Origin of the sequence: Xanthomonas sp. NCPPB 3583 (assembly GCF_041475715.2) — a bacterium.
In the GTDB taxonomy this organism is placed as follows: domain Bacteria; phylum Pseudomonadota; class Gammaproteobacteria; order Xanthomonadales; family Xanthomonadaceae; genus Xanthomonas; species Xanthomonas euvesicatoria.
In genome coordinates this window covers 2,579,138-2,602,590 of record NZ_CM191263.1, presented here as the reverse complement: position 1 = coordinate 2,602,590, position 23,453 = coordinate 2,579,138, and the positions used below count along the sequence as shown (strand labels likewise).

Genomic DNA, 23,453 nt, shown 5'->3' with positions numbered 1-23,453 from the left:
CCGCGCGCGTGATGCGCGAACCGTAGGGCGGCGCGCAACGCCTCGGCATGCTGCAGCCTCACTGCACCGCGTTGCGGTTGCGGTTGCTTGGCGGTCGCCGCGACGCGCTGTTGCATGTTGATCGCGATATTGAACAACCGCGCGCCGTCTGATCAGCGCGATGTGTGGCGATGCGTCTGCGCTCTCTGGATCGCACTGGCACTGCATCGGGGCATGACGCCGCGCTCGATCGAACGCGCATTGCATCCAGGCCGCTGCCCGTGGCGAAGACGTGCAAGCGCTCCCCCGAAAGAGGGAAAGATTCACCTCACCATCAGGGGTAGGGCAACGAGGCTGTCCCCGGCACCATGCGGTCATTCCCCCCGGAGACGCCCCGTGGCACCTCTGACTGCCATCGCTTGCCCCGAGACGCGTGCTGCAGGACGCATGCAAACGCAGGCGCCGCGTGTGCGCGCTGTTGCGCGCGCAATGCAGTACATCGACACGCATCTGTACGAACCTGTCAGCGTGGCGCATCTCGCGCAAGCTGCCTGTCTGAGCCGCTTCCATTTCGCCCGCGTATTTCGCGATGCGGTCGGCGCCAGTCCGATGGAATACCTGCGTCATCGTCGGCTCGAACGTGCCCAGGCGATGTTGCGCGAAGGCCGCCACACCATCAGCCAGATCGCCACCGATCTGTGCTTCTTCGATCAAAGCCACTTCGTTCGCAGCTTTCGCAACGCCACCGGGTGCACGCCGGCGCGTTTCGCCGCGCAGACGGCGATGGAGACATGCGGGGCTGCACACATGCCCTCATCGCAGCGGCGCGGCGATGAATCGGTGTCACTTTCCATGGAGCAACCCGCATGACCACTGCAATTGCCGTGCCCGGCACATCCTTGCTATCGCCTGGCGATCACACCCTGATTCTGATCGACCATCAATCGCAGATGGCGTTCGCCACGCACACCATCGACATTTCGGCGCTGCGCAACAATGTGTCCTTGATTGCAAAGGGCGCCAAAGGCTTCAAGGTGCCGGTGATCCTGACCACCGTCGCAGAAAAATCGTTCTCCGGCCCGTTGTTCCCGGAGTTGCCGGACATCTTTCCGGATGAGCCGGTATTGGATCGCACCAGCATGAACGCCTGGGAAGACAAGGGCGTGATCGATCGCATCAACGCACTGGGCAAGCAGCGTCTGGTGATCGCCGGTCTGTGGACCAGCGTGTGCATCGTGGGCCCGACACTGTCGGCGATCGACCAAGGGTTCGAGGTGTACGTCATCACCGATGCTTGCGGCGACGTGAGCGACGAGGCGCACGAACGTGCCGTTATGCGCATGGTGCAGGCCGGCGCTGCGCCCATGACCAGTGTGCAGTACCTGCTGGAATTGCAGCGCGACTGGGCACGTAGCGACACCTATGCGCTGACCACCGGCATTGCACGCGCGCATGCTGGCGGCTACGGGATCGGCATCCAGTACGCCAAGAGCATGTTCGGTGCGCAGGAAGGCGGGCATTGAACCTATCGGCACCACGTGGCACCGCCGGACTTTCGTCAGCGTTGCTGATGCTGCGCATCGCCGGCGGCGGCTTCCTGCTGCCGCATGGGCTGGGCAAGTTGCTGGGCGGGTTCGGTGGACCGGGCCTGACCGGGTTCGCCGCCGAGTTGCAGCAGTTCGGCCTTCCATCCGCTGCACCGTTACCGCTGCTGCTGGCCCTGATGCAGACCCTCTCCGGGCTGGCGGTCTTGCTGGGAATGTGGACGCGTGCCAGCGCCGCATTGGCAGCGCTGTTCATCGCAACCACCGTGCTGGTTGCCATTCCCAACGGATGGTTCTGGATGCACGGCGGCATGGAGTATCCGCTGATGTGGATGGTCGTCTTGCTGTCACTGGCTGCAGTCGGTGGTGGCGACTGGTCGCTGGATCGTCTGCGTAGGCGCGCGGCATGAGCCCCACTGCGGGCAATCACGATGCCGGTCGACGCTTGTGGATGCAGGGCGCCGCAGCCGGTCTTGCGTTGGGTGCATTGCCGGCTGCCTCGTCTGCGTCAGGGAAGTCTCCCATGGTCGATCTCGTCGTTCGCAATGCGCGCATTACCACGCTCGATCCGCGCCAGCCCAGTGCCACTGCCATCGCCGTTGCCGATGGACGCATCGTGGCAGTCGGCGACGATGCGCAGATCATGGCCTTGGCGCAGGGCATGCGCACCATCGATGCGCAGGGGCGGCGGTTGCTGCCCGGCCTCAACGACAGCCACACCCATCTGATCCGTGGTGGTCTGAACTACAACCTGGAGCTGCGCTGGGATGGCGTGCGCTCGCTGGCCGACGCCATGGCCATGCTGAAGGTGCAGGTCGATCGCACGCCAGCGCCGCAGTGGGTGCGCGTGGTTGGCGGTTTCACTGCGCATCAGTTCGCTGAAAAGCGCCTGCCCACGCTCGAGGAGATCAACGCCATCGCGCCGGACACGCCGGTGTTTCTGTTGCATCTGTACGACCGTGCCTTGCTCAATCGTGCCGCGCTGCGAGCCTGCGGCTACGACAAGACCACGCCGGATCCGCCGGGCGGGCGCATCGAGCGCGACAAGTTGGGCAACCCCACGGGGTTGCTGCTGGCCAAGCCCAACGCGTTGATCCTTTACGCAAGTCTGGCCAAAGGCCCGCGTCTGCCGCTGGAATACCAGGCCAATTCCACTCGCCATTTCATGCGCGAGCTCAACCGGCTCGGGATCACTTCGGTGATCGACGCCGGTGGTGGTTTCCAGAATTATCCGGAGGATTACCAGGTCATCGAACAGCTGCACGCAGCCGGCCAACTGAGCGTGCGCATTGCCTATAACCTGTTCACCCAGAACAAGGGCAGGGAGGTCGAGGACTTCCGCGGCTGGACCGACTTACTGCCGGTGCGCAAGGGCGATGACCTGCTGCGTCACAACGGCGCCGGCGAGATGCTGGTGTTTTCCGCGGCAGACTTCGAACAATTCAGCGAGCCGCGCCCAGAGCTGCCGGCGGCGCTGGAGCCCGAGCTGGAGCAGGTGGTGCGGCTATTGGTGGAAAAGCGCTGGCCATTTCGTATCCATGCGACATACGACCAAAGCATCGCGCGCATTCTCGATGTCTACGAAAAGGTCAACGCCGACATCCCGTTCGACGGCCTGCATTGGTTCATCGACCATGCCGAAACGATTACCCCGCGCAATATCGAACGCATCCGCGCCTTGAACGGCGGCATCGCCGTGCAGCATCGTATGGCCTACCAGGGCGAGGCGTTCGTGCAGCGCTACGGTGTGCAGGCTGCAAGTCAGACGCCGCCAGTGCGACGCATGCTCGCAGCGGGAATTCCGGTCGGCGCAGGCACCGATGCCACGCGCGTGGCCAGCTACAACCCGTGGGTGGCGCTGTCGTGGCTGGTCACCGGCCGAACGGTGGGCGGTCTGGCCCTGTATGGCGAGGACAATCTGCTCGATCGCGAACAGGCGTTGCGCTTGTGGACGCAGGGCAGCGCCTGGTTTTCCGGCGACGAGACCCGTAAGGGCACCTTGGCGGTAGGGCAGTTGGCCGACTTCATCGTGTTGTCTGACGATTACTTCCGCATCGACGATGCGGCCATCGCCGACATCACCAGCGTGCTGACCGTGCTGGGCGGGCGTGTTGTGCATGGCGATGGCGACTTTGCTGCGCTCGCTCCCACGCTGCCGCCTGCCATGCCGGACTGGTCGCCGGTGAATCGGTTCGGCGGCTACCAGGTTGGAGGCGCGGTAAGCGGGCTGTCCGCTGCAACGCACACGCATGCACACGGCCACGCGTGTCGTGCCCACGGCGCGCACGCGCACGCCGGGCGACATGCGGTCCCAACCGATGATCTACGTAGCTTCTGGGGCGCCTTGGGATGCGCGTGCTTCGCGTTCTGATGGCGGTATCGCCAGCACATCTGCGTGCCTGTGCGTTGCGCGCGGCACACCTGTGCGTTGTCTGTTTCGTCCCATTGCCTGGAGCCTTGCCGCGATGACTGTTTCTGCCGCACCTGCCGAAGGTGGTGCCTGGGCGCCGCTGCGTGAGCCGGTCTTCCGTGCCTTGTGGCTGGCGATCCTGGGCAGCAACGTCGGTACCTGGATCAATGATGTCGCCGCGTCCTGGGTGATGGCCGAACAGACCGGCTCGCCATTGATGGTGGCGGCGGTGCAGTCGGCCACCACCTTGCCGGTGGTGCTATTGGCACTGGTCGCCGGCACGCTGGCCGACATCGTCGACCGTCGTCGCTACCTGCTGTTGACCCAGGCCTGGATGCTGCTGGTGGCCGGTATGCTCGCGTTATTGGCGCATCTGCAGTTGCTGACGCCGTGGGTCTTGGTGGCGCTCACCTTTGCAATGGGCGTGGGCGCAGCAATGGCGATGCCGGCGCAGGCAGCGATCGTGTCGGAACTGGTGCCGCGCCCGATGCTGGCTTCGGCGGTGGCGCTCAATTCGATCGGCATGAACATCGCGCGATCGATCGGCCCGGCCGTGGGTGGGCTGATCGTGGCGCAATTCGGCCCGCCGTGGGCCTTCCTGCTCAACGGGCTGACCTTTGGAGTGATGCTGTACGTGCTGTGGCGGTGGCGCCGCGATGTGCGTGCCTCGGCGCTGCCGCCGGAGAGCTTTGGCGCAGGCCTGCGCGCAGGGTTGCGCTACGCCGCGCGCGCCGGTCGCCTGCAGGCGGTGCTGATCAAGGCTGCCGGCTTTTTCGTGTTCGCCAGCGCGTTGACGGCGCTGCTGCCGTTGGTGGTCCGCCGCGATATGCAGCTGGGCGCCGGCAGCTACGGCATTTTGCTGGGCTGCATTGGCATGGGCGCAATCAGCGGCGCCTTGCTGTTGCCACGCCTGCGTGCGCGCTACGACCGCGATCTGCTGGTGTTCGTTGCCACCCTGGTGTGCGCCGCATCGCTGCTGGGGTTGGCGTTGTCGCGGCTGCTTGGCGTGTTGTGCGTGGTGATGGTGGTGAACGGTCTGGCCTGGATCACGGTGCTGTCGTCGTTGCAGATCGCCGCACAGACCGCCGTCCCTGCGTGGGTGCGTGCGCGTGCATTGTCGCTGTACATCGTGGTGTTTTCCGCAGGCATGGCCGGCGGTTCGCTGTTATGGGGTGCGTTGGCGCAACGCACGTCGATTGCGACAGCACTGCAGATCGCCGCTGCCGGTGCAGTGATCGCCGCGCTATTGGTCAAACGCGCGCGGATTGCCGGAACCGAACAGCTGGACCTCGCCCCCGGCGGACATTGGCCTGCACCTGCGCAAACCGATCGCGTCGAGCACGACCGCGGCCCGGTGCTGGTCACGGTGGAATACCGTATCGCTGCCGAGGCACGCGTCGCGTTCTTGCAGTTGATGACGCAACTGGGCAACGCGCGCCGCCGCGACGGCGCCGTGGTCTGGGGCATTGCCGAAGACGCTGCAACGCCGGGTGTGCAATTGGAATACTTCATCGTCGCCTCATGGCTGGAGCATCTGCGGCAGCACGAACGCGTCACCGGCGACGACCGCCAATTGCAGGAACAGATCCGCGCCCTGCATCACGGCGAGCGCGCGCCGGTGGTGCGCCACTTCGTCGGTGGCGGCGGTGCTGCGCTGCCGCCGCACGCGCACTCGGATATCTGATGCCATGAATTGGAAGTTCATCAGCGGTGTCGCGCTGGGTGTGGCAATCGGCTTCGGCTGCCGTGTGGCCGGCATTCCATCGCCTGCACCGACGGCCTTCGTCGGCGCGCTGCTGGTGCTGGCAATGACGTGCGGCTATGCACTGGCCGACCGCTTTCTGGCCCGGCGTGCCGCGAGGAATTTAGAGCATTGCGGCGGACCCAGCGGCCGCGTTGGCCGGCAGGGCGATGCATGAGCCTGGCAGTGCTCGGGGTCCTGCTCGCATTGGCGATCGGCATCGGCTGCCGGTTGCTTGACTTGCCGTTGCCCGCTCCGCCACGTCTGACCGGTGCATTGCTCGTCGTGGCGATGAGCGTCGGGTTCCTGCTGGCCGACTGGTTGCTGCGCTGAAGCGCCACGGTGCCGGGAGCATGCGGCGTGTCCTGAGAGCGGCGAGCGCATGATGCCCTCAGTCAACCAAGATCTCGACTGAGCCTGAGAAGCGCAGCGAACAGCAACGACTCTCACCGTCAGGCAGACCTGGCCAGTGTGCGAATCGGGATCCATCACTGGCAAGGTGTAGGTCCGAGCGCAGCGTCGATACCGCCCGACAACAACCTGTCCGGGCGTGAGCTGTGCTTGCGCGATCACTAGCGCCAGATCAAAAAAGGCCGGCTCTGTCGAGCCGGCCTTTCGCCGATCCATCCAACTTCGGTCAGGCTTTTGCGAACGCCAGCAGATCCTTGTTGAACTGGTCCGCATGGGTCACGGTCAGGCCGTGCGGCGCGCCGGCATAGATCTTCAATTCTGCATTCTTGATGATCTTGGCCGACATCTTGCCGGACGCATCGATCGGCACGATCTGATCGTCGTCGCCATGGACCACCAGCGCCGGCACATCGATCTTCTTCAGGTCGGGCGTGTAATCGACTTCGGAAAATTCCCTGATGCAGTCGTACTGACCCTTATGCCCACCCAACATGCCCTGCAGCCAGAACGCATCGCGCATGCCCTGGGTGACCTTGTGGCCATCGCGGTTGGCGCCGAAGAACGGCGTGGTCAGGTCCTGATAAAACTGCGAACGATCCTTGGCCACACCGTCACGAATGCCGTCGAACACGCTCATCGGCAGGCCGCCCGGGTTGGTCGGGCTCTTGACCATCTGCGGCGGCACGGCGCCCACCAGTACCACCTTGGCCACGCGCTTGCTGCTATGGCGGCCAACGTAATGCGCCACTTCGCCGCCGCCGGTGGAATGGCCTACCAGGATCGCGTCCTTCAGATCCAGCGCCTCGATCACCGCGGCCAGATCGTCGGCGTAGGTGTCCATATCGTTGCCATCCCAGGTCTGCGACGAACGGCCGTGGCTGCGGCGGTCATGCGCAATCACGCGGAAGCCGTGCTGGCCCATGAACAACATCTGCGCATCCCAGGCATCGGCGCTGAGCGGCCAGCCGTGCGAAAACACGACCGGTTGGCCCTTGCCCCAGTCCTTGTAGAAAATGTTGGCGCCGTCGGGACGTTTGACGAAATTGGACATCTGCTTGACTCCGTGAGTGGACGAGTGGGGCGAGGAGGTGGATGGCATGCGCGTGGCCGCGGCAGCGCTGGCGAGATGTGGCAGCGATAACGCTGCCACGGCTGCCGTGCCGGAAATGAGAAAGTGGCGGCGCCCGGCATCGGCCGGATACGCCTCGAACGGATCCATAAGAACTCCTGCAGGCGAGGGCATGCAGCCCGGCGGTCGCATGCGCGCGTTGGCGCGTCATGTAAGGCATGCCTACGCAGCGCAAGGCCACTGCAGGCAAACGACACACCGGTGCATGCGCCAAGTAGAGCGCGTCGGGCACGAGGCAGATTGCACATGCGTGCGCAGTGCGCGAACTGGCGCAGAATGTGGTCGATTCGAGCGATACGCAGGCCGTAATGGAAGACGCGTAAACATGCGCACAGCGCTGGCGACGGGCTCAAGCGGTAGCGTGATGTTTCGCTCTTCGATCACCTCACCGAGCACCTGTCTGGTGCGGTGTGCTCACCGTTGGCAGCATGGATCCCGACATCGAGCCTACATGGGAGGTACTTGCGGCGTGTCCTGCGAGCGGCGAGGGCACCGCCACCTCGAGTCAGTCGAGTCTGCTGCCGAGAGCGTGTCCAGCCATCATGGCAGGACACGCTGGGTAAGCTCTCAAGCATCACCAACAGCGATGGTGCGCGTTGAAGGGAAGAAAGCGCGACGTCGTCTTCCAGCTGTCCGGGCGATGCGAAACAATTGATCGAACGCCGGTGCAACACCCGAGCCGATGCCGCATCTCAATGCAGCGCGGTATCCCACAGCAGCTTCAGATTGAGGCATACGATCACTGCCGCGATCACCCACGCGATGCGTACCAGCCACGCTGGCGCTACCAGCGCGCCCATCAATTGCCGGTCGGACACGAAGCGCACCAGCGGAATCACCGCAAACGGCAGCTGCATCGACAACACCACCTGGCTGAGTACCAACAACCGTGCGGTACCGGCTTCGCCATACAGCCAGGTCACGATGACCACCGGCACGATGGCGATACCACGGGTGAGCAAGCGCCGTATCCACGGCGGCAGGCGTAATTGCAGGAAACCTTCCATCACGATCTGCCCGGCCAACGTTGCGGTCACGGTGGAGTTGATGCCCGAGGCGAGCAGCGCCACCGCAAACAGCGTCGAGGCCAGGCCGACGCCCAGCATCGGCGCCAGCAACGCATGCGCCTGTTCGATCTCCTGCACGTCGGTGCGGCCCTGCGCATGGAACACCGCCGCAGCCAGGATCAGGATCGAGGCATTGATGAACAGCGCGAACATCAACGCCACGGTGCTGTCGGTGACCGCCCAACGCAGCGCCGATTTCCGGCCGACATCGGTCCGCGGATACGCGCGCGTCTGCACGATCGACGAATGCAGATACAGGTTGTGTGGCATCACCGTCGCCCCGATGATGCCGATCGCCAGATACAGCGCCTGCGGGTCGGTGACCACCTGCGCACGCGGAATGAAACCGCCCAGGATCGCCGCAACCGGTGGTGCGGCCAGCGCGATCTGGATGCCGAAACACACGAAGATGATCAGCAGCAGCGCGATCACGAAGGCTTCCAGCGCGCGGAAGCCGCGGTTCATCAGTAGCAACACCAGCACCACATCCACCGCGGTGATGATCGCGCCCATGGTGAGCGGAATCCCGAACAACAGCTTCAACGCAATCGCGGTACCGATGACCTCGGCCAGATCGCAGGCGATGATGGCCAGTTCGCAAATGCCCCACAGCGCCAGGTTGACGCCACGCGGATAACGCACGCGACAGGCCTGCGCCAGATCCAGCCCGGTCGCGATGCCCAGCCGCGCCGACAGGCCTTGCAGCACGATCGCCATCAGGTTCGACAACAGGATCACCGACAGCAGCAGGTAGCCGAACTGCGAGCCGCCGGCCAGATCGGTAGCCCAGTTGCCCGGGTCCATATAGCCCACCGACACCATGTAGCCCGGTCCCAGGAAGGCCAGCAGGCGGAACCACCAATGGCCGCCCTTGGGCACGGAGACGCTGGCCTGGTGGTCGCCCAGGCCGCCGTTGGCGGTGGCTGGCGATGGCGCTGAGGCGGCGGTGTTGGCGGACATGCACTCGGGTCACAACGGGGTCAATGCATCATATAGCAGTTGCTATGCTGTTGAGCATTGGCAATTTGAATCGTATTGATCTGCCGTGTGCTTCAAACTATGCGCCCGGCATCGACGCCGGCGACGATGACGAGGACGAGGGTGGGCAAGAGCGAAAAGGTGGAAGCGGCCGCGCCGGTCCTGATCGATGCGCAGGTGCACATGGAGAGCTTCCGTCAGGTACGCGAAGCGCGCCGCGCCGAGCTGGTCGAAGACTACGTGGAGCTCATCTCCGATCTGCTGGTGGATGGCGGCGAGGCACGCCAGGTCGATATCGCGGCGCGCCTGGGTGTGGCGCAGCCCACCGTGGCCAAGATGCTCAAGCGGCTGGTGCGCGATGGGTGGGTCGTGCAGCGCCCCTACCGCGGAGTGTTCCTGACCCCGGCCGGCGAGGCGCTGGCCGCCTCCAGCCGGCAGCGCCACCAGATCGTGGAGCGCTTCCTGCTTGCGCTTGGCATCGACGAAGCCACCGCGCGCCGCGACGCGGAGGGCATCGAACACCATGTCAGCGAAGCCACGGTTGCCGCGTTCGCCGCGTTCCTGGACCGCCAGGGCGGTGCGGCCACGTGAGTGTGCCCATCGATGCGCCGACCGAAACGCCGCACGCGGCGATCGATGAGCACTGGATGCGGCATGCCTTGCAATTGGCCGAGCGTGCCGAGCGCGACTATGACGAAATCCCGGTCGGCGCGCTGCTGGTCGATGCGCAAGGCAACGTGCTTGGCGAAGGCTGGAATTTCAATATCGCCAGCCACGATCCCAGCGCACATGCCGAAATCGTGGCAATGCGCGAAGCCGGGCGCCGTCTGGCCAATCACCGTCTGATCGGCTGCACGCTGTACGTCACCCTGGAGCCGTGCGCGATGTGCGCGATGGCGATGATTCATGCGCGGATCGCGCGCGTGGTGTTCGCCGCCAGCGATCCCAAGACCGGCGCCTGCGGCAGCGTCTTCGACCTGCTTGCCGACCCGCGCCACAATCATCGCGTGCAGGTGTGCGGTGGCGTGCTTGCGGCCGAGGCGAGCCTGCGGCTGACCAATTACTTCAGGGCCAAGCGCGGCAAGCCACCACTTGCGCCCTGAGCGACGTGGCCGCGGTATGATGCGCGCCCTCTTCAGCATCCGGCCGGCGACGGCCTCCACAGGACGGCGACATGGCAGAGAACCTTGCAGGCAACGACCGACTGATCTGGATCGATCTGGAAATGACCGGCCTGGATACCGATCGCGATTCCATCATCGAGATCGCCACCATCGTGACCGATGCGCAGTTGAACGTGCTTGCCGAGGGGCCGGAACTGGCCATTGCGCATCCGCTGGAAACCCTGGAAGCGATGGACGAATGGAACCGCAATCAGCACCGCCGTTCGGGTCTGTGGCAGCGCGTGCTCGACAGCCAGGTGACCCACGCGCAGGCTGAAGCGCAGACGGTGGCATTCCTGAGCGAGTGGATCCGTGCCGGCGCCTCGCCGATGTGCGGCAACTCGATCTGCCAGGATCGCCGCTTCCTGCACCGTCAGATGTCTCGCCTGGAACGCTATTTCCATTACCGCAATCTGGACGTGTCCACCATCAAGGAACTCGCGCGACGTTGGGCGCCCACGGTGGCGAACGGGTTTGCCAAGAGTTCGGCGCATACCGCCCTGAGCGATGTGCGCGATTCGATCGACGAGTTGCGCCACTACCGTCAGTTCATGGGTGCGCTCGGTGGCGATGCTGCGGCGGGTGTGGAGGGCTGAGCGTTGGCCACGGCGTTGTTGCAGGCTGTTGGCGTGTCGCCGGTGTCCCATTCCAATGGCACGCATGCGTGCGCCAGTTGACTCCTCAGCCGACTGCGCGGGGTGCAGGCCACGCGATGGCGACCCATCCAACAAAAGCGTCCAACAAGAAAAGCATCAACAAAAAGGCCGCATCGTTCGATGCGGCCTTTTTTGCCTTTCCATCGCGCCATTGTGTACGTCAGCGCGCCAACGAAGGCCCCTTGCTCAGGTCGCCATCGTCGGCGATGCCTTTCAGCAACAGGTCGGAGATCGGCTTGCCATCGGCATCGTGGTGATACACGTGCAGGTCGCGCTGCGGGTAGGGGATGTTGAGTCCGTTTTCCAGCAATTGATTGCGGATCTGCTCCAGCGTGGTGCTCTTGGCGGCGCCGAAATTGCCGTTGGTCGCATACGCGAACAACATCAGGTCCACCGTACTCTCGCCCAGATTGGTCACCTGCACGAATGGTGCAGGCGATTCCAGGATGTTCGGGTTGTCCTTGGCGATCTGCAGCAACAGCTGCTGCGCCTTCTTCAGATCGTCTTGGTAGCCCACGCCGACCGTCACTTCCAGGCGGCGGTTGGGCAGGGTGCTGTAGTTGACGATGGGGGCGGTGGTAATCGTGCTGTTTGGCAGGGTGATCATGCGTTCGTCGAACGAACGGATCCGGGTCTGGAAGATCCGGATCTCGTCGACGATGCCTTCCTGCCCGGCGATCAACACGTGGTCGCCATCGCGCATCGGCCGCAGCACGATCAGCATCACGCCAGCAGCGATGTTGGACAGCGAATCCTTTAGGGCAAGGCCGACCGCCAGGCCTGCTGCGCCGAGCACTGCGATCAGTGAGGTCGGTGGCACACCGATCTGACTCAATGCGCTGACGAAGACCAGCACCAGCAACAACGCGTACATCACGTTGCGCAGGAAGTTGGTCAGCGTGATCTCGACGCGTGCGCGGGTGAGCGCGCGGTGCAACCACTGGCTGAGTTGCCGGGCCAGCCACATGCCGACCACGACGATCAGCAGCGCCACTCCCCAGTTGACCGCGTACTGCGCCCACGGAATGGCGGCCCAATTGAATGCCGGCTCGCTGGTCGCGGCGGGCTTCGCGGCTGCCGCTCCTGCTGCAGCAACCGGTTTTGCAGCAGCTGCTCCCGCAGCTGCTGCCCACATCGCACCCATCAGTCCCATCAGCCCTCGCTCTTGAGCTTGGCCAGACGCAGCCAGGTGTCGACCACGGTGTCGGGATTCAACGACACAGATTCGATTCCTTCCTGCATCAGCCACTCGGCCAGTTCCGGGTGGTCGGACGGCCCCTGGCCGCAGATCCCCACGTATTTGCCCTTGGCGCGCGCCGACTTGATCGCCATCGACAGCAGCTTCTTGACCGCCGGGTTCCGCTCATCGAACAGGTGCGCCACGATCGAAGAATCGCGGTCCAGGCCCAGGGTGAGCTGGGTCAGGTCGTTGGAGCCGATCGAGAAGCCGTCGAAGATCTCCAGGAACTCGTCGGCCAGCAGCGCATTGGACGGCAGCTCGCACATCATGATGATCTTCAAACCGTTCTCGCCTTGCTTGAGCCCGTTCTGCTCCAGCACTTCGATCACCTTGCGGCCTTCTTCCAGCGTACGCACGAACGGGATCATCACCCAGAGGTTGTCCAGGCCCATCTCGTTGCGCACCTTCAACACCGCCTTGCACTCCAGCGCGAAGGCCTTGGTGAAGGACGGGTCGACGTAGCGGCTGGCACCGCGGAAGCCGATCATCGGGTTCTCTTCATGCGGCTCGTAACGCGAACCGCCGATCAGGTTGGCGTACTCGTTGGACTTGAAGTCCGACAAACGCACGATCACGGTATTCGGCGCGACCGATGCGGTCAGCGTAGCGATGCCTTCGGCCAGGCGGTTGACATAGAAGCTGACCGGATCGCCATAGCCGGCGATCTTGGCGTCGATCTTCTTGCGGACATCGGCATCCTGCTTGTCGTATTCCAGCAGGGCGTTGGGATGCACGCCGATGTGCGAGGCGATGATCATTTCCAGGCGCGCCAGGCCGATGCCGGCATTGGGCAGCTGGCCGAAGTCGAACGCGCGTTCCGGGTTGGCGACGTTCATCATGATCTTCAGCGGGGCAGGCGGCATGTTGCCCAGATCGGTCGTGGTGCGCTCGAACGCCAGCTTGCCTTCGTAGATGAAGCCGGTGTCGCCCTCGGCGCAGCTGACGGTAACTTCCTGGCCGTCCTTGATCACGGCGGTGGCATTGCCCGATCCGACCACGGCCGGCACGCCGAGCTCACGCGCGATGATCGCTGCATGGCAGGTACGGCCGCCGCGGTTGGTGACGATGGCCGAGGCGCGCTTCATCACCGGCTCCCAATCGGGATCGGTCATGTCGGCGATCAACACATCGCCAGCCTGGACACGATTCATGTCGTCCAACGAACGCACCACGCGTGCCACGCCGCTACCGATCTTGGCACCGACCGCGCGGCCTTCGGCCAGGATCTTGGCGTCCTTGGCTTCCAGCGCAAAACGTTCGATCTGGGTCGCATGGCTGCGCGACTTCACCGTCTCCGGACGCGCCTGCACAATGAACAACTTGCCGCTGACGCCGTCCTTGGCCCACTCGATATCCATCGGGCGGCCGTAATGCTTTTCGATCACCAACGCCTGCTTGGACAGCTCCTGCACGTCTTCGTCGCTGATGGAGAAGGTGTTGCGCAGTTCCACCGGGGTGTCTTCGGTGCGCACACGCTCGCCGGGCACGTCCGAATAGACCATGCGGATGGCCTTGCTGCCGAGCGAGCGGCGCAGGATTGCCGGCTTGCCCGCGGTCAGCGTGGGTTTGTAGACGTAGAACTCGTCCGGGTTGACTGCGCCCTGCACGACCATTTCGCCCAGGCCGAAGCTGGAGGTGACGAACACCACGTCGCGGAAACCGGATTCGGTGTCAAGCGTAAACAAGACGCCTGCCGCGCCCACGCCCGAGCGCACCATCAACTGCACGCCGGCCGACAGGAACACGTCTTCATGCTTGAAGCCGTGGTGCACGCGATAGGCGATCGCACGGTCGTTGTAGAGGCTGGCGAACACTTCCTTGACCTTGTGCACCACATCGTCGGCGCCGGTCACATTGAGGAAGGTCTCCTGCTGGCCTGCGAACGACGCGTCCGGCAGGTCTTCGGCGGTTGCCGAGGAGCGCACGGCCACGGCAACTTCACCGCCGCCGTTCTCGGCGCACAACTGGGCGTAGGCGGTGCGGATGTCGCGGTCCAGTTCCGGCTGCAGCGGGGCATCGATCACCCAGCCGCGGATTTCCTTGCCGGCCAGCGTGAGTGCATTGACGTCTTCGACATCCAGCGTCGCCAGCTTGTCGAAGATGCGCTTGGACAGATCGTTGTGTGCGATGAAGTCCTTGAAAGCTTCCGCGGTCGTCGCATATCCACCGGGAACCGAGACGCCCAACCCAGCCAGGTTGCCGATCATCTCGCCAAGTGAGGAATTTTTACCGCCTACGCGGGCCAGGTCGGCCAGGCGTAGCTCATGCAACCACAGGATATTCTCGTTCAAGCGCGATGCTCCGTAAGGCCATCGCCCGAGCGGGCTGAATGGCCGCGACCGTACGAAGAAGCCGCTATGATGCAGTGCACAGCGGAGCCTGCACAAGCATGAATCCGTAAGTTTTGGACACCAGTTCAAAGAGGTGGTCTTGATGTCAACAATTCGGCCGGTGTTTTACGTCTCCGATGGAACCGGTATCACCGCTGAAACGATTGGGCATAGCCTGCTCACGCAGTTCAGCGGTTTCAACTTCGTCACCGACCGCATGTCGTTCATCGATGATGCAGATAAAGCGCGCGATGCCGCCATGCGGGTGCGCGCCGCAGGCGAGCGGTACCAGGTGCGCCCGGTCGTGGTCAATTCGTGCGTCGATCCACAATTGAGCATGATCCTGGCCGAAAGTGGCGCGCTGATGCTGGATGTGTTCGCGCCCTTCATCGAGCCGCTGGAGCGCGAGCTCAATGCGCCACGCCATTCGCGTGTGGGCCGCGCGCACGGCATGGTCGACTTCGAAACCTATCACCGCCGCATCAACGCGATGAACTTCGCGCTCAGTCACGACGATGGCATTGCGCTCAATTACGACGAGGCCGATGTGATCCTGGTGGCAGTGTCGCGCGCGGGCAAGACACCCACCTGCATCTATCTGGCCTTGCATTACGGCATCCGCGCCGCCAACTATCCGCTGACCGACGAAGATCTGGAAAACGAGCAGTTGCCGCCGCGGTTGCGTAACTACCGCAGCAAGTTGTTCGGTTTGACCATTGACCCTGAGCGGTTGCAGCAAATTCGTCAGGAGCGGCGCGCCAATTCGCGCTACAGCGCGGCAGAGACCTGCCGGCGCGAAGTCGCGATCGCCGAGCGCATGTTCCAGATGGAGCGCATTCCCTCGCTCAGCACCACCAATACCTCGATCGAAGAAATCTCCAGCAAGGTGTTGTCCACCCTGGGCCTGCAACGCGAGATGTTTTGATCGGAGATCAGGCGTGGTCGCCGGCCCGCCGGTCTTGCGAGCGTGCGCATCGGACGGAGAGCGAACGGTGCGGTTGCGGCGGTGGCTGTGGGAGCAAAGCGGGCGGGGCAGTGCTCCGCCAAGGTAGGCCTGCCGTTGGGCCCTCGTCAATGCTGCCCGTGCGGCGGCGCAGCGTGTAGGATCGGTCCATGGCGCAAGCACTGAGCAAACTCGAACGCATTCCCAAACTGAGCCGCTTCGGCTGGCTGATGGGCTTGTATGCAGAAAACTTCCAACATCTGACCCGGTTGTTCGCCCCGGCCGATCTTGCGCCGGGCTCGTACGTGTCCTCGATCGGGGATGGCCTGAACCTGCGGCTGGACGTGATCGAATGCCACCGCTACACGGTGGAGCTGCGCCTGACCTACGACCTGTGCGACCCGGTTACCGGCGAGCCGGACCCATCGGCGTATGTGCGGCTGTACCGCGATGCGCGCCAGGCCGAGACCACGCATTGCTATGTCGGTCGGCGCTGGCAGGACGTGATGGGCATGTTCCCGCCGCCGGCCGAGCTGATCAGCCACCGCATGCGCATGAATACGTTCCTGGGCAAGTGGCTGGAGTACCTGGCCGAACGCGGCCATGGCGTTGCGACCCTCCGCCTGGATACCGATCACGTGGCACCGCCGCGCCCGAATCCGCAGGCTGCCGTCGGCTGAGCCGGCGTTACCGCCGCGTGCGGCGTGCCGCTTCGGTCATACTGATGCGCTTCGTGTCAGATCGCATGCCATGCCCTATACCCCGATTGTCGCCACGCTCGGCTACCTGTTGTCGCCGGACGGCACCCAGGTGCTGATGATCCATCGCAATGCCCGTCCCGGCGACCAGCATCTGGGCAAATACAACGGCCTGGGCGGCAAGATGGAGCCGGACGAAGACGTGCTGGCCTGCATGCGCCGCGAGATACGCGAGGAAGCCGGCGTCGACTGCGGGCAGATGCAGCTGCGCGGCACCATCAGCTGGCCCGGCTTCGGCAAGCAGGGCGAAGATTGGCTGGGCTTCGTGTTCCTGATCCACAGCTTCGACGGCACGCCCCACACCTCCAATCCGGAGGGGACGCTGGAGTGGATCGCGATCGAGCGGATGGACCAGGTGCCAATGTGGGAAGGCGACCGCCATTTCCTGCCGCTGGTGTTCGATGGCGACCCGCGCCCGTTCCACGGCGTCATGCCGTATCGCGACGGGCGCATGCAGTCGTGGACGTATTCGCGGATCTGATCGCTGCGCGTGCACAACGCGATGGGGACGTGACGCCGACACCGTTCCGGCAGCTGCCCAACCGAGCCCGACTGTTGTAGGGCGATGTCCTCGACGTGCGACGGGGCAGCGGAGCAGCGCTTCCCATCCGATCGGCGAGCCGTGCCGGCTCGCGGCGCAGCACCAATTCCAGCCAGGCTCAACCGTGCGCTGTCTGACATTAATCGCGGGGAGCCTTTCGACGCTATCGAGAACGGCAGGCCTCACCCAGTTCTCCACACCCCCTGTGGATGGACGCTGCGCAAGTCTGTGGACAAGTCCGCGCACCCCTTGCGCCATCTGGCATGCGCGACGCCTGGTCAAAATTTCGCCAGCGTGATCATTGGGCCGTCCAGCCGCCGTCGATGGCGATGGCTTGCCCGGTGATGTTGCGCGCGGCATGCGACATCAGAAACGCCACCGTGCCGGCCAGCTCGTCATACTCGATGAAGGCGCCCTTGGGCATCGGCTTGAGCATCACATCGCGCACCACCGCGTCCTCGGCGATGCCGCGGGTGCGCGCCTGATCGGCGATCTGCCGCTCCACCAGTGGTGTGCGCACATAGCTGGGGCAGAGCGTGTTGACGGTGATGTCGCAATCGGCGGTTTCCAGCGCGATGACCTTGGCCAGGCCGACCAGGCCATGCTTGGCGGCGACATACGCACTTTTGTATGGGCTGGCCACCAGCGAGTGGATGCTGCCGATATTGAGGATGCGGCCATAGCCGGCTGCACGCATGCTGGGCAGCACGGCGCGACTGAGGCGTGCGGCGCCGGTGAGCATGACATCCACCAGCAGCGCCCACTGCTGCATCGGGAACTCCTCCAGTGTGGCCACATGCTGCAGGCCGGCATTGTTCACCAGTACCTGCGGGGCGCGTGATGCGTTGGCCAGTGCCTGCGCAATGCTGTCTGCATCGGTCACGTCCAACGCCAGCGCCTCGGCCGAGCCGCCTGCTTTGCGCAACGCCTCGGCCGTGCGCTCGGCGTCCGCCAGCTGCACATCGCTGACGAGCAGATGATGGCCATCGGCCGCCAGTTGGCTGGCGATACCGGCGCCAATGCCGCTGCCCGCGCCGGTAATCAGGATGCTGCGCATCGGATGTCCTCGTGAAGTGGTGCGCGGCCGGGAGCGGTCACGCGGATCGCCAGCCTAGCCGAGTGCAGCGAAACGGTCGCCTGCATGGCGCGCGCGCGTTACCCTTGTGCATTGCTCACCTCAGGCTCCGCATGAAACGCCATTTTTCGATGCTGCGCGATTTCCAACTCGCGGACTGGTTCACGCTTGCCAACGCGTTCTGCGGCACCGGCGCGGTGTTTGCGGCCATGCGGTTCCTGCAAGAGGGGCATCGCGGCGATTTGCTGCTTGGCATGGCCTTGATCCCGCTGGCGTTCGTGTTCGATGCGCTGGACGGGCATGTGGCGCGCTGGCGCAAAGCGTCTTCCACGCTGGGCCGCGAACTGGATTCGCTGGCAGACGTGATCTCCTTCGGCGTGGCGCCGGCGGCGCTGGGCTACGCCTGCGGCATGCGCGGCGGTTGGGACTGGCTGGTGCTGAGCTACTTCGTCTGCTGCGGGGTCAGCCGCCTGGCCCGCTACAACGTCACCGCCGAAGAGATCGCTGGCGAGGCCGACAAGGTGCCGTATTTCGAAGGCACGCCCATTCCGACCAGCCTGATATTGGTGATCCTGCTCGCCGTTGCCGCCAGCAGCGGGCATATCGGCGACACCTTGTGGTGGGGGCAATGGCAGCTGGGGCCGTGGCAGTTCCATCCGCTGGTGCTGCTATTTGCGGTGTCCGGCTCGCTGATGATCAGCAAGACGCTGCGTATCCCCAAGCCCTGAGCGGCACACCGCCACGCACGCGGTAGGATGGCTGGGTAAAGGTCACTGGACGGGATGATGGCAAGCAGCGGTTCGGACAACGGCAACTTCGACGACAAGGCGCGCCAGTATTGGGCTGCCTGGGGAGATGCCATGCGCCACGGCCAGGCCGGCGCCGCCGCGCAACAACCACCGCCCGCGTCCGGTAGCGATGCTCCGCAGGATTGGCGCAAGGCCGTGGATTGGTGGTCGCAGTTGCTGCCCACCCAGGCCGCCCCGCAGGCGCAGGAGGCCATCGACCGCTTTCGCACCCAGGCCGGTGACTGGTTCGGGACCATGCAGCAGGTGGCCGCGCAGTTTGCCGGGCGCGACACCTCGGCCAATGAAGTGGCCGAGGCCTGGCGCCAGGCCGTACAAGGGCAGGGCGAACAGCTGATGCAGTGGACCTTGGGTTCGCTGCGCGGCGGCAGCCCGGGCGGGTTCGACCCGTGGCTGCAGGACGCGGCGCAGGCGCTGCAGAAGTGGCGCGAGGAAAATGCGCCCTGGCTGGACATGCCGGCGTTCGGATTGAACCGCAATCACCAGTCGCGCCTGCAGAAACTGGCACGCGCACAGCAGGAGTTCCAGGCCCAGTCGGAGGCCTATGGCGAGCAACTCAAGGCGGCGATCGAGCAGGCGTTCGCGCGCTTCGCGTCCAAGCTGAGCGAGCACGAGAGCAGCGGTAGCCAGCTGACCAGCGCCCGCGCCCTGTTCGATTTGTGGATCGAGGCGGCCGAAGAGTCCTATGCCGATGTCGCCTTGTCGGAGCAGTTCCGCAAGGTGTACGGCGGTTTTGCCAATGCGCACATGCGTCTGCGCGCTGCGCTGCAGGAAGAGGTCGAGCAACTCAGCGAACGCTTCGGCATGCCCACACGTTCGGAGATGGACGCCGCGCATCGGCGCATTGCCGAACTGGAACGCCTGGTCAGGCGGATGCTGCGTAACGCAGCTTCACCGGCAAGCAAGCCCGCTGCGGCGCCGCAGCCTGAAACGGTGACATCGGCGGCGGGCAAGCGCGCGTCGTCCGCCAGCGCCAGTGCGGCGGCAGCGCGGCCGGCGGAGGCAGCACGGGCAGTCAAGCCGGGTGCATCCAAGAAGGCGTCCGTCGACAGGACCGCGACGAAAAAGGCGGCTCCGAAACAGGCGCCAGCGGTCTCCAAGTCGACGAAAACGACCTCGGTCAAGAAGCGCGGTGGGGCGAAATCCCCGCCCAAGCCTGCGGACCGTAAACCCGCTGCAGGTAAAAAACGTGGAGCGCAGGCATGAAAGGTCCGTTGGGATTCAGTGCCGAAGACCTGATGCAGGAAACCTTGTCGATGCAACGCAAGTTGCGCGAAGGGCTCAAGTTGCTGCCGGGCGTGGACGATGTGGATTACGGCGTCACCGAGCGCGAAGAAATCTGGCGCGATGGCAAGGTGGTGCTATACCGCTTCATCGGCGAGCAGGCACCGGTGGCGAAGACGCCGCTGCTGATTGTCTATGCATTGGTCAATCGCCCCTACATGGTCGATCTGCAGGCGGATCGCTCGCTGGTGAAGGGGCTATTGAGTCACGGCCAGGATGTCTACGTGCTGGATTGGGGCTACCCGGACCGATCCGAGCGCTACCTCACGCTGGAAGATTATTTGCTGCGCTATATCGACGGTGCGGTGGATCACCTGCGGGCGCAGTCGGGGCTGGAAGCGGTCGATGTGCTCGGCATCTGTCAGGGCGGCACGTTTTCGTTGTGCTACGCCGCGCTGCAACGCGACAAGGTGCGCAACCTGATCACCATGGTAACGCCGGTGGATTTCCATACTCCCGACAACATGCTGTCCAACTGGGCGCGGATGGTCGATGTGGATCTGTTCGTGGACACGATGGGCAATGTGCCGGCAGACCTGATGAACGCCAGTTACCTGATGCTCAAGCCGTTCCGGCTGAATCTGCAGAAATACGTGGGCCTGCTCGACATCCTCGACGACAAGCAGGCGCTGGAGGATTTCCTGCGCATGGAAAAGTGGATCTTCGATTCGCCCGACCTGGCCGGTGAGGCCTTCCGCGAATTCGTCACGTTGTTCTATCAGCGCAACGGGTTGGTCACCGGGCAGGTGAGCATCGGGGGACAGGCAGTCGATCTGCAGGTGCTCGACATGCCGGTGCTGAATATCTACGCCGAACACGACCACCTGGTGCCGCCGGATGCCTCACGGGCGCTAGGAGGGCTGGTCGGCAGCGACGACTACAGCGAATTGAGCTTCCGTGGCGGGCACATCGGAATCTACGTCTCCGGGCGTGCGCAGCGCGAGGTGCCGGTGGCAATCCATCGCTGGTTGCAGGAACGCGGCGGCAATGCCTGAGATGGCTGCCTGCACGCCGCGCAGGTGATGCTGCGCCAAGCAGGCCGGGCGGCCATCACGATGTGCAGCGGCCGCTTTTTCTAGACTGTTGGCTACGTCTTGCAGGAGTCCTGCCATGTCTACCACCACGTTGTCCCGCTCCCTCAACGACCGCATGATCGCCGGTGTCGTTGGCGGCATTGCGCGTCGTTTTGGCTGGAGCTCGACGCTGCTGCGTGTGTTGTTCGTCATCGTGTCGATTGCCTCGGCCGCGTTTCCCGGCATCCTGGTGTATCTGATTCTGTGGCTGCTGATCCCCAACCAGGCCGATTGAAGCCGGTAATGCGCGGCCTGCCTGCACTGCAGGTGCTGGGCGCGTTGTGGACGCTGCCCAATACCTTGATCGGGCTCGCGATCGGCGCGGCCGGCTGGTGTTTCGGCGCGCGTCCCGTCTGGTCGCCGCGGGAACATGCCGTGGCCTTTCACGCGTGGCCGTGGGGTCCGGGGGGCGCAATGACGTTGGGCAACGTGATCCTGCTGAAAGGTGCATCGCTGGACCTGCAGTGCAGCACCTACGCGCACGCCGCAGGCCGTTGCCAGCATCCGCCGGTGCGCCTGGGCGACCACGAGCGCGCGCATGTCTATCAGTACATGCTGCTTGGGCCGCTGTTCCTGCCCATGTATGTTCTGTGCGGCGGCATCCACGTGCGCAATCCGCTGGAGCGGGCTGCCGATACCTATGCGATGCACGGCCACGGTTGGTGGCCGTGGGGGATTCAACGCAGGCGCGCGAAGCCGAACAATTCGGACAGCGGGTGAGGCGTGCCCTCTAGTTGTGCACGCAACAAGCCTGCGCCAATGGCGCTATAGGTAATGCCGTTGCCGCCATAGGCCATCGCAAACGATACACGTGGCCCCAGTTCGGCATGCGGCCCGAAGAACGGCAATCCATCGGCAGTCTCTGCGAAGGTGCCAGCCCATGCGAACGCCGGGCGCAGGCGCATATCGGGCATGGTCTTGCCAATTTTCTTCAGCAACGTCCTGAGCTTGCCCTGCACGCGTGCGTCGCGGCGAGGGGGAATGTCGATGTTGTCGTCTTCGCCACCCGCGACCACGCGCCCGTCTGGTGTGCTGCGCAGGTACAGATACGGGCGCGCGGTCTCCCACATCATGGTGTGCTTGAGCGCGCCCATTTCGCTGTCGTGCAGGGTGTCGGTCACGAAGGCGTAGCTGCTGCGATTGCGCGCCACCGGCTGCGAGAGCCAGCGCTGGTTGCCATAGCCGGCTGCCAGGATCACGTGACGGGCGCGCACGCTCACACCGTCTTCGGTGCGCAGGTCGACATGCGGGTCGTGCGGATCGATCGAGGCAATGGCGGTGCGGTCATAGATGCGTGCGCCGTATTGCTCGCACTCGGAAAACAGGCGGTAGCACAGGCGGTACGGGTCTACGCTGGCGGCCAGGCGGCTCAGAATCGCGCCATCCGAATGCACGCCGTAGTTGTGCCAGAGCGGCTCGCGTTCGATCCACTCCACCGGCAGTCTCTGCGCCTGGCGGGTCTCCAGCTCGCTGCGCAGGTCTTTGATATCGCGCGAGCGGCTGGCGTAGTACAGGCTGTCCTGGCGCGTGAAGTCGGTGCCGCCGAAGGTATTGCACAGGCCCTGCAGGTCGAGGATGGCTTGCGCGCACGCCCCATAGGCCAGCGCCGCTGCCTGCATGCCGTGCTGTCTGGCCAGTTCGATCATCGGTGTATCGATTTCGTACTGGAGCAATGCGGTGCTGGCCGAGGTGCTGCCCCAGCCGATGTCGCGCTGTTCGACTACCGCGACTTCGTGCCCATGGCGCACCAATTCGTGGGCAATCAGCGCGGCGGTCACCCCACCACCGACGATGGCCACTTCGCAGACGGTGTCTTGCTCCAGGCGCGGGTACGCGCGCATCAACCCGTTGCGGATCGACCAGAACGGGTAGCCACTTTTGAGGTCCATGCGGTGTCGAGCAGCGAGCGGATGGACGGCGATTGACCGCCAAGCGGGGTGAAGCGGCCGTGAGGCGAGCCCGGCCTTGCCGCCGTCACCAAACGGCAAACAGCCAGCGTTAACGTGCGTGGAAAGCTCCTCACGGCGTGCTGGTTATCCTGCCGCCACAACGCAGCAACAGCAGCAGAAGAGGGTGTGGGTATGTCGATTGTCCTGTACGTCGGTGGCAGCAAAGATGGCGACAAGGGCGTGGTGCCTTACGGTTTCAGCAAGTCGCGTGCGATGACCGATGCTGGCCCGGAGGTGTATGTCGAACGCATGGTGCCGCTGAAGGATGTCGGCAAGATCCGTGTGATGGCGCTGGAGTCGCTGCACGAAAGCATTCTGGTCGAACGTGCCGCCACCCATTACGCTCGTCAGGTCAGCTGAGCGCGGCAGCATAGGT

General features: G+C 64.3%; 25 protein-coding genes. 19 read left to right on the top strand and 6 right to left on the bottom strand.

The features are described from left to right. Nucleotides 1-426 precede the first annotated feature (426 nt). From ACCQ07_RS11435 to ACCQ07_RS11405, 7 genes are all read left to right on the top strand, one after another. The gene (locus ACCQ07_RS11435) at nt 427-849 is read left to right on the top strand and encodes a helix-turn-helix domain-containing protein (protein ID WP_029819527.1); all 423 of its coding nucleotides are present in this window, start codon (nt 427-429) and stop codon (nt 847-849) included. After that, complete coding sequence (locus tag ACCQ07_RS11430) at nt 846-1,502, top strand: hydrolase (protein WP_372363338.1); 657 nt, start codon at nt 846-848, stop codon at nt 1,500-1,502. Before ACCQ07_RS11435 ends, ACCQ07_RS11430 begins: the two co-directional genes overlap by 4 nt. Further along, nucleotides 1,499-1,933 (top strand): DoxX family protein, encoded by a 435-nt coding sequence (locus ACCQ07_RS11425; RefSeq protein WP_184421693.1) that lies wholly within the window; start codon nt 1,499-1,501, stop codon nt 1,931-1,933. The genes ACCQ07_RS11430 and ACCQ07_RS11425 overlap by 4 nt, the downstream gene beginning before the upstream one ends. Before the next feature lie 113 nt (nt 1,934-2,046). Further along, on the top strand, nt 2,047-3,894 hold the full coding sequence (locus ACCQ07_RS11420) for an amidohydrolase (protein WP_372363337.1): 1,848 nt from the start codon (nt 2,047-2,049) through the stop codon (nt 3,892-3,894). Between the two features lie 94 nt (nt 3,895-3,988). Then, nucleotides 3,989-5,617 (top strand): MFS transporter, encoded by a 1,629-nt coding sequence (locus ACCQ07_RS11415; protein ID WP_277573873.1) that lies wholly within the window; start codon nt 3,989-3,991, stop codon nt 5,615-5,617. Nucleotides 5,618-5,621: 4 nt separating this feature from the next. Then, complete coding sequence (locus ACCQ07_RS11410; protein ID WP_011347415.1) at nt 5,622-5,852, top strand: DUF1427 family protein; 231 nt, start codon at nt 5,622-5,624, stop codon at nt 5,850-5,852. Then, the gene (locus tag ACCQ07_RS11405; protein WP_008577142.1) at nt 5,849-6,007 is read left to right on the top strand and encodes a XapX domain-containing protein; all 159 of its coding nucleotides are present in this window, start codon (nt 5,849-5,851) and stop codon (nt 6,005-6,007) included. The genes ACCQ07_RS11410 and ACCQ07_RS11405 overlap by 4 nt, the downstream gene beginning before the upstream one ends. Nucleotides 6,008-6,311: 304 nt before the next feature. Here the strand turns inward: ACCQ07_RS11405 and ACCQ07_RS11400 are convergent, their stop codons facing one another. Continuing rightward, nucleotides 6,312-7,136: an alpha/beta fold hydrolase gene (locus ACCQ07_RS11400; RefSeq protein ID WP_029820848.1), complete on the bottom strand. Its 825-nt coding sequence runs from the start codon at nt 7,134-7,136 to the stop codon at nt 6,312-6,314. 770 nt (nt 7,137-7,906) lie between these two features. After that, a complete protein-coding gene (locus tag ACCQ07_RS11395; RefSeq protein ID WP_218488425.1) occupies nt 7,907-9,241 on the bottom strand; it encodes an Nramp family divalent metal transporter in 1,335 nt (444 codons plus the stop codon). A 141-nt stretch (nt 9,242-9,382) separates the two neighbouring features. Here ACCQ07_RS11395 and mntR point away from each other — a divergent pair, with 141 nt between their 5' ends. The 3 genes from mntR (at nt 9,383) to orn (ending at nt 11,018) form a co-directional block, all read left to right on the top strand. Next, nucleotides 9,383-9,850 carry a manganese-binding transcriptional regulator MntR gene (mntR, locus tag ACCQ07_RS11390; protein WP_011347418.1) on the top strand — a complete coding sequence of 156 codons (468 nt, stop codon included), beginning with the start codon at nt 9,383-9,385 and terminating at the stop codon, nt 9,848-9,850. Beyond that, the gene (gene tadA, locus ACCQ07_RS11385; RefSeq protein ID WP_039416737.1) at nt 9,847-10,362 is read left to right on the top strand and encodes a tRNA adenosine(34) deaminase TadA; all 516 of its coding nucleotides are present in this window, start codon (nt 9,847-9,849) and stop codon (nt 10,360-10,362) included. Before mntR ends, tadA begins: the two co-directional genes overlap by 4 nt. A 71-nt stretch (nt 10,363-10,433) precedes the next feature. Beyond that, the gene (orn, locus tag ACCQ07_RS11380) at nt 10,434-11,018 is read left to right on the top strand and encodes an oligoribonuclease (protein WP_029819517.1); all 585 of its coding nucleotides are present in this window, start codon (nt 10,434-10,436) and stop codon (nt 11,016-11,018) included. 220 nt (nt 11,019-11,238) lie between these two features. Here orn and ACCQ07_RS11375 read toward each other — a convergent pair whose 3' ends face one another. After that, complete coding sequence (locus ACCQ07_RS11375; protein WP_071117985.1) at nt 11,239-12,231, bottom strand: mechanosensitive ion channel family protein; 993 nt, start codon at nt 12,229-12,231, stop codon at nt 11,239-11,241. After that, complete coding sequence (gene ppsA / locus ACCQ07_RS11370; RefSeq protein ID WP_209261568.1) at nt 12,231-14,609, bottom strand: phosphoenolpyruvate synthase; 2,379 nt, start codon at nt 14,607-14,609, stop codon at nt 12,231-12,233. Before ppsA ends, ACCQ07_RS11375 begins: the two co-directional genes overlap by 1 nt. A gap of 142 nt (nt 14,610-14,751) precedes the next feature. Between ppsA and ppsR the strand changes: the two genes are divergently transcribed. From ppsR to ACCQ07_RS11355, 3 genes are all read left to right on the top strand, one after another. Next, the gene (gene ppsR / locus ACCQ07_RS11365) at nt 14,752-15,573 is read left to right on the top strand and encodes a posphoenolpyruvate synthetase regulatory kinase/phosphorylase PpsR (protein ID WP_003482830.1); all 822 of its coding nucleotides are present in this window, start codon (nt 14,752-14,754) and stop codon (nt 15,571-15,573) included. Nucleotides 15,574-15,761: 188 nt separating this feature from the next. Beyond that, entirely contained in the window at nt 15,762-16,271 is a 510-nt protein-coding gene (locus ACCQ07_RS11360) for a DUF1249 domain-containing protein (RefSeq protein WP_008573198.1), read from the top strand. Nucleotides 16,272-16,341: 70 nt separating this feature from the next. Continuing rightward, on the top strand, nt 16,342-16,830 hold the full coding sequence (locus ACCQ07_RS11355) for an NUDIX hydrolase (protein WP_008573201.1): 489 nt from the start codon (nt 16,342-16,344) through the stop codon (nt 16,828-16,830). A 358-nt stretch (nt 16,831-17,188) separates the two neighbouring features. Here the strand turns inward: ACCQ07_RS11355 and ACCQ07_RS11350 are convergent, their stop codons facing one another. Next, nucleotides 17,189-17,947, bottom strand: a complete 759-nt coding sequence (locus ACCQ07_RS11350; RefSeq protein ID WP_014090226.1) for a 3-hydroxybutyrate dehydrogenase — start codon at nt 17,945-17,947, stop codon at nt 17,189-17,191. Between the two features lie 131 nt (nt 17,948-18,078). Between ACCQ07_RS11350 and ACCQ07_RS11345 the strand changes: the two genes are divergently transcribed. From ACCQ07_RS11345 to ACCQ07_RS11325, 5 genes are all read left to right on the top strand, one after another. Beyond that, a complete protein-coding gene (locus tag ACCQ07_RS11345; RefSeq protein WP_071117987.1) occupies nt 18,079-18,693 on the top strand; it encodes a CDP-alcohol phosphatidyltransferase family protein in 615 nt (204 codons plus the stop codon). Nucleotides 18,694-18,747: 54 nt separating this feature from the next. Next, the gene (gene phaE / locus ACCQ07_RS11340) at nt 18,748-19,977 is read left to right on the top strand and encodes a class III poly(R)-hydroxyalkanoic acid synthase subunit PhaE (protein ID WP_014090227.1); all 1,230 of its coding nucleotides are present in this window, start codon (nt 18,748-18,750) and stop codon (nt 19,975-19,977) included. Further along, nucleotides 19,974-21,050, top strand: a complete 1,077-nt coding sequence (locus ACCQ07_RS11335) for a class III poly(R)-hydroxyalkanoic acid synthase subunit PhaC (protein WP_011347424.1) — start codon at nt 19,974-19,976, stop codon at nt 21,048-21,050. The genes phaE and ACCQ07_RS11335 overlap by 4 nt, the downstream gene beginning before the upstream one ends. 115 nt (nt 21,051-21,165) lie before the next feature. Further along, nucleotides 21,166-21,363, top strand: a complete 198-nt coding sequence (locus ACCQ07_RS11330) for a PspC domain-containing protein (protein ID WP_011347425.1) — start codon at nt 21,166-21,168, stop codon at nt 21,361-21,363. A gap of 8 nt (nt 21,364-21,371) precedes the next feature. Further along, nucleotides 21,372-21,848 carry a hypothetical protein gene (locus ACCQ07_RS11325; RefSeq protein WP_014090228.1) on the top strand — a complete coding sequence of 159 codons (477 nt, stop codon included), beginning with the start codon at nt 21,372-21,374 and terminating at the stop codon, nt 21,846-21,848. On the opposite strand, the gene ACCQ07_RS11320 is transcribed toward ACCQ07_RS11325, so the two are convergent. Continuing rightward, complete coding sequence (locus tag ACCQ07_RS11320; RefSeq protein ID WP_122272902.1) at nt 21,806-23,017, bottom strand: NAD(P)/FAD-dependent oxidoreductase; 1,212 nt, start codon at nt 23,015-23,017, stop codon at nt 21,806-21,808. The genes ACCQ07_RS11325 and ACCQ07_RS11320 overlap by 43 nt on opposite strands. 192 nt (nt 23,018-23,209) lie before the next feature. On the opposite strand from ACCQ07_RS11320, the gene ACCQ07_RS11315 reads away from it, so the two are divergent. Further along, nucleotides 23,210-23,437, top strand: a complete 228-nt coding sequence (locus ACCQ07_RS11315) for a hypothetical protein (RefSeq protein ID WP_008573245.1) — start codon at nt 23,210-23,212, stop codon at nt 23,435-23,437. The last annotated feature ends 16 nt before the right edge of the window (nt 23,438-23,453 follow it).

What these genes read in the sequence shown, in the direction of transcription:
- ACCQ07_RS11435 (WP_029819527.1), top strand. Translation starts at nt 427, where the DNA reads ATGCAAACGCAGGCGCCGCGTGTGCGCGCTGTTGCGCGCGCAATGCAG.
- ACCQ07_RS11430 (WP_372363338.1), top strand. Translation starts at nt 846, where the DNA reads ATGACCACTGCAATTGCCGTGCCCGGCACATCCTTGCTATCGCCTGGC.
- ACCQ07_RS11420 (WP_372363337.1), top strand. Translation starts at nt 2,047, where the DNA reads ATGGTCGATCTCGTCGTTCGCAATGCGCGCATTACCACGCTCGATCCG.
- ACCQ07_RS11415 (WP_277573873.1), top strand. Translation starts at nt 3,989, where the DNA reads ATGACTGTTTCTGCCGCACCTGCCGAAGGTGGTGCCTGGGCGCCGCTG.
- ACCQ07_RS11410 (WP_011347415.1), top strand. Translation starts at nt 5,622, where the DNA reads ATGAATTGGAAGTTCATCAGCGGTGTCGCGCTGGGTGTGGCAATCGGC.
- ACCQ07_RS11405 (WP_008577142.1), top strand. Translation starts at nt 5,849, where the DNA reads ATGAGCCTGGCAGTGCTCGGGGTCCTGCTCGCATTGGCGATCGGCATC.
- ACCQ07_RS11400 (WP_029820848.1), bottom strand. Translation starts at nt 7,136, where the DNA reads ATGTCCAATTTCGTCAAACGTCCCGACGGCGCCAACATTTTCTACAAG.
- ACCQ07_RS11395 (WP_218488425.1), bottom strand. Translation starts at nt 9,241, where the DNA reads ATGTCCGCCAACACCGCCGCCTCAGCGCCATCGCCAGCCACCGCCAAC.
- orn (WP_029819517.1), top strand. Translation starts at nt 10,434, where the DNA reads ATGGCAGAGAACCTTGCAGGCAACGACCGACTGATCTGGATCGATCTG.
- ACCQ07_RS11375 (WP_071117985.1), bottom strand. Translation starts at nt 12,231, where the DNA reads ATGGGACTGATGGGTGCGATGTGGGCAGCAGCTGCGGGAGCAGCTGCT.
- ppsR (WP_003482830.1), top strand. Translation starts at nt 14,752, where the DNA reads ATGTCAACAATTCGGCCGGTGTTTTACGTCTCCGATGGAACCGGTATC.
- ACCQ07_RS11360 (WP_008573198.1), top strand. Translation starts at nt 15,762, where the DNA reads ATGGCGCAAGCACTGAGCAAACTCGAACGCATTCCCAAACTGAGCCGC.
- ACCQ07_RS11355 (WP_008573201.1), top strand. Translation starts at nt 16,342, where the DNA reads ATGCCCTATACCCCGATTGTCGCCACGCTCGGCTACCTGTTGTCGCCG.
- ACCQ07_RS11350 (WP_014090226.1), bottom strand. Translation starts at nt 17,947, where the DNA reads ATGCGCAGCATCCTGATTACCGGCGCGGGCAGCGGCATTGGCGCCGGT.
- ACCQ07_RS11345 (WP_071117987.1), top strand. Translation starts at nt 18,079, where the DNA reads ATGAAACGCCATTTTTCGATGCTGCGCGATTTCCAACTCGCGGACTGG.
- phaE (WP_014090227.1), top strand. Translation starts at nt 18,748, where the DNA reads ATGATGGCAAGCAGCGGTTCGGACAACGGCAACTTCGACGACAAGGCG.
- ACCQ07_RS11335 (WP_011347424.1), top strand. Translation starts at nt 19,974, where the DNA reads ATGAAAGGTCCGTTGGGATTCAGTGCCGAAGACCTGATGCAGGAAACC.
- ACCQ07_RS11330 (WP_011347425.1), top strand. Translation starts at nt 21,166, where the DNA reads ATGTCTACCACCACGTTGTCCCGCTCCCTCAACGACCGCATGATCGCC.
- ACCQ07_RS11325 (WP_014090228.1), top strand. Translation starts at nt 21,372, where the DNA reads ATGCGCGGCCTGCCTGCACTGCAGGTGCTGGGCGCGTTGTGGACGCTG.
- ACCQ07_RS11320 (WP_122272902.1), bottom strand. Translation starts at nt 23,017, where the DNA reads ATGGACCTCAAAAGTGGCTACCCGTTCTGGTCGATCCGCAACGGGTTG.
- ACCQ07_RS11315 (WP_008573245.1), top strand. Translation starts at nt 23,210, where the DNA reads ATGTCGATTGTCCTGTACGTCGGTGGCAGCAAAGATGGCGACAAGGGC.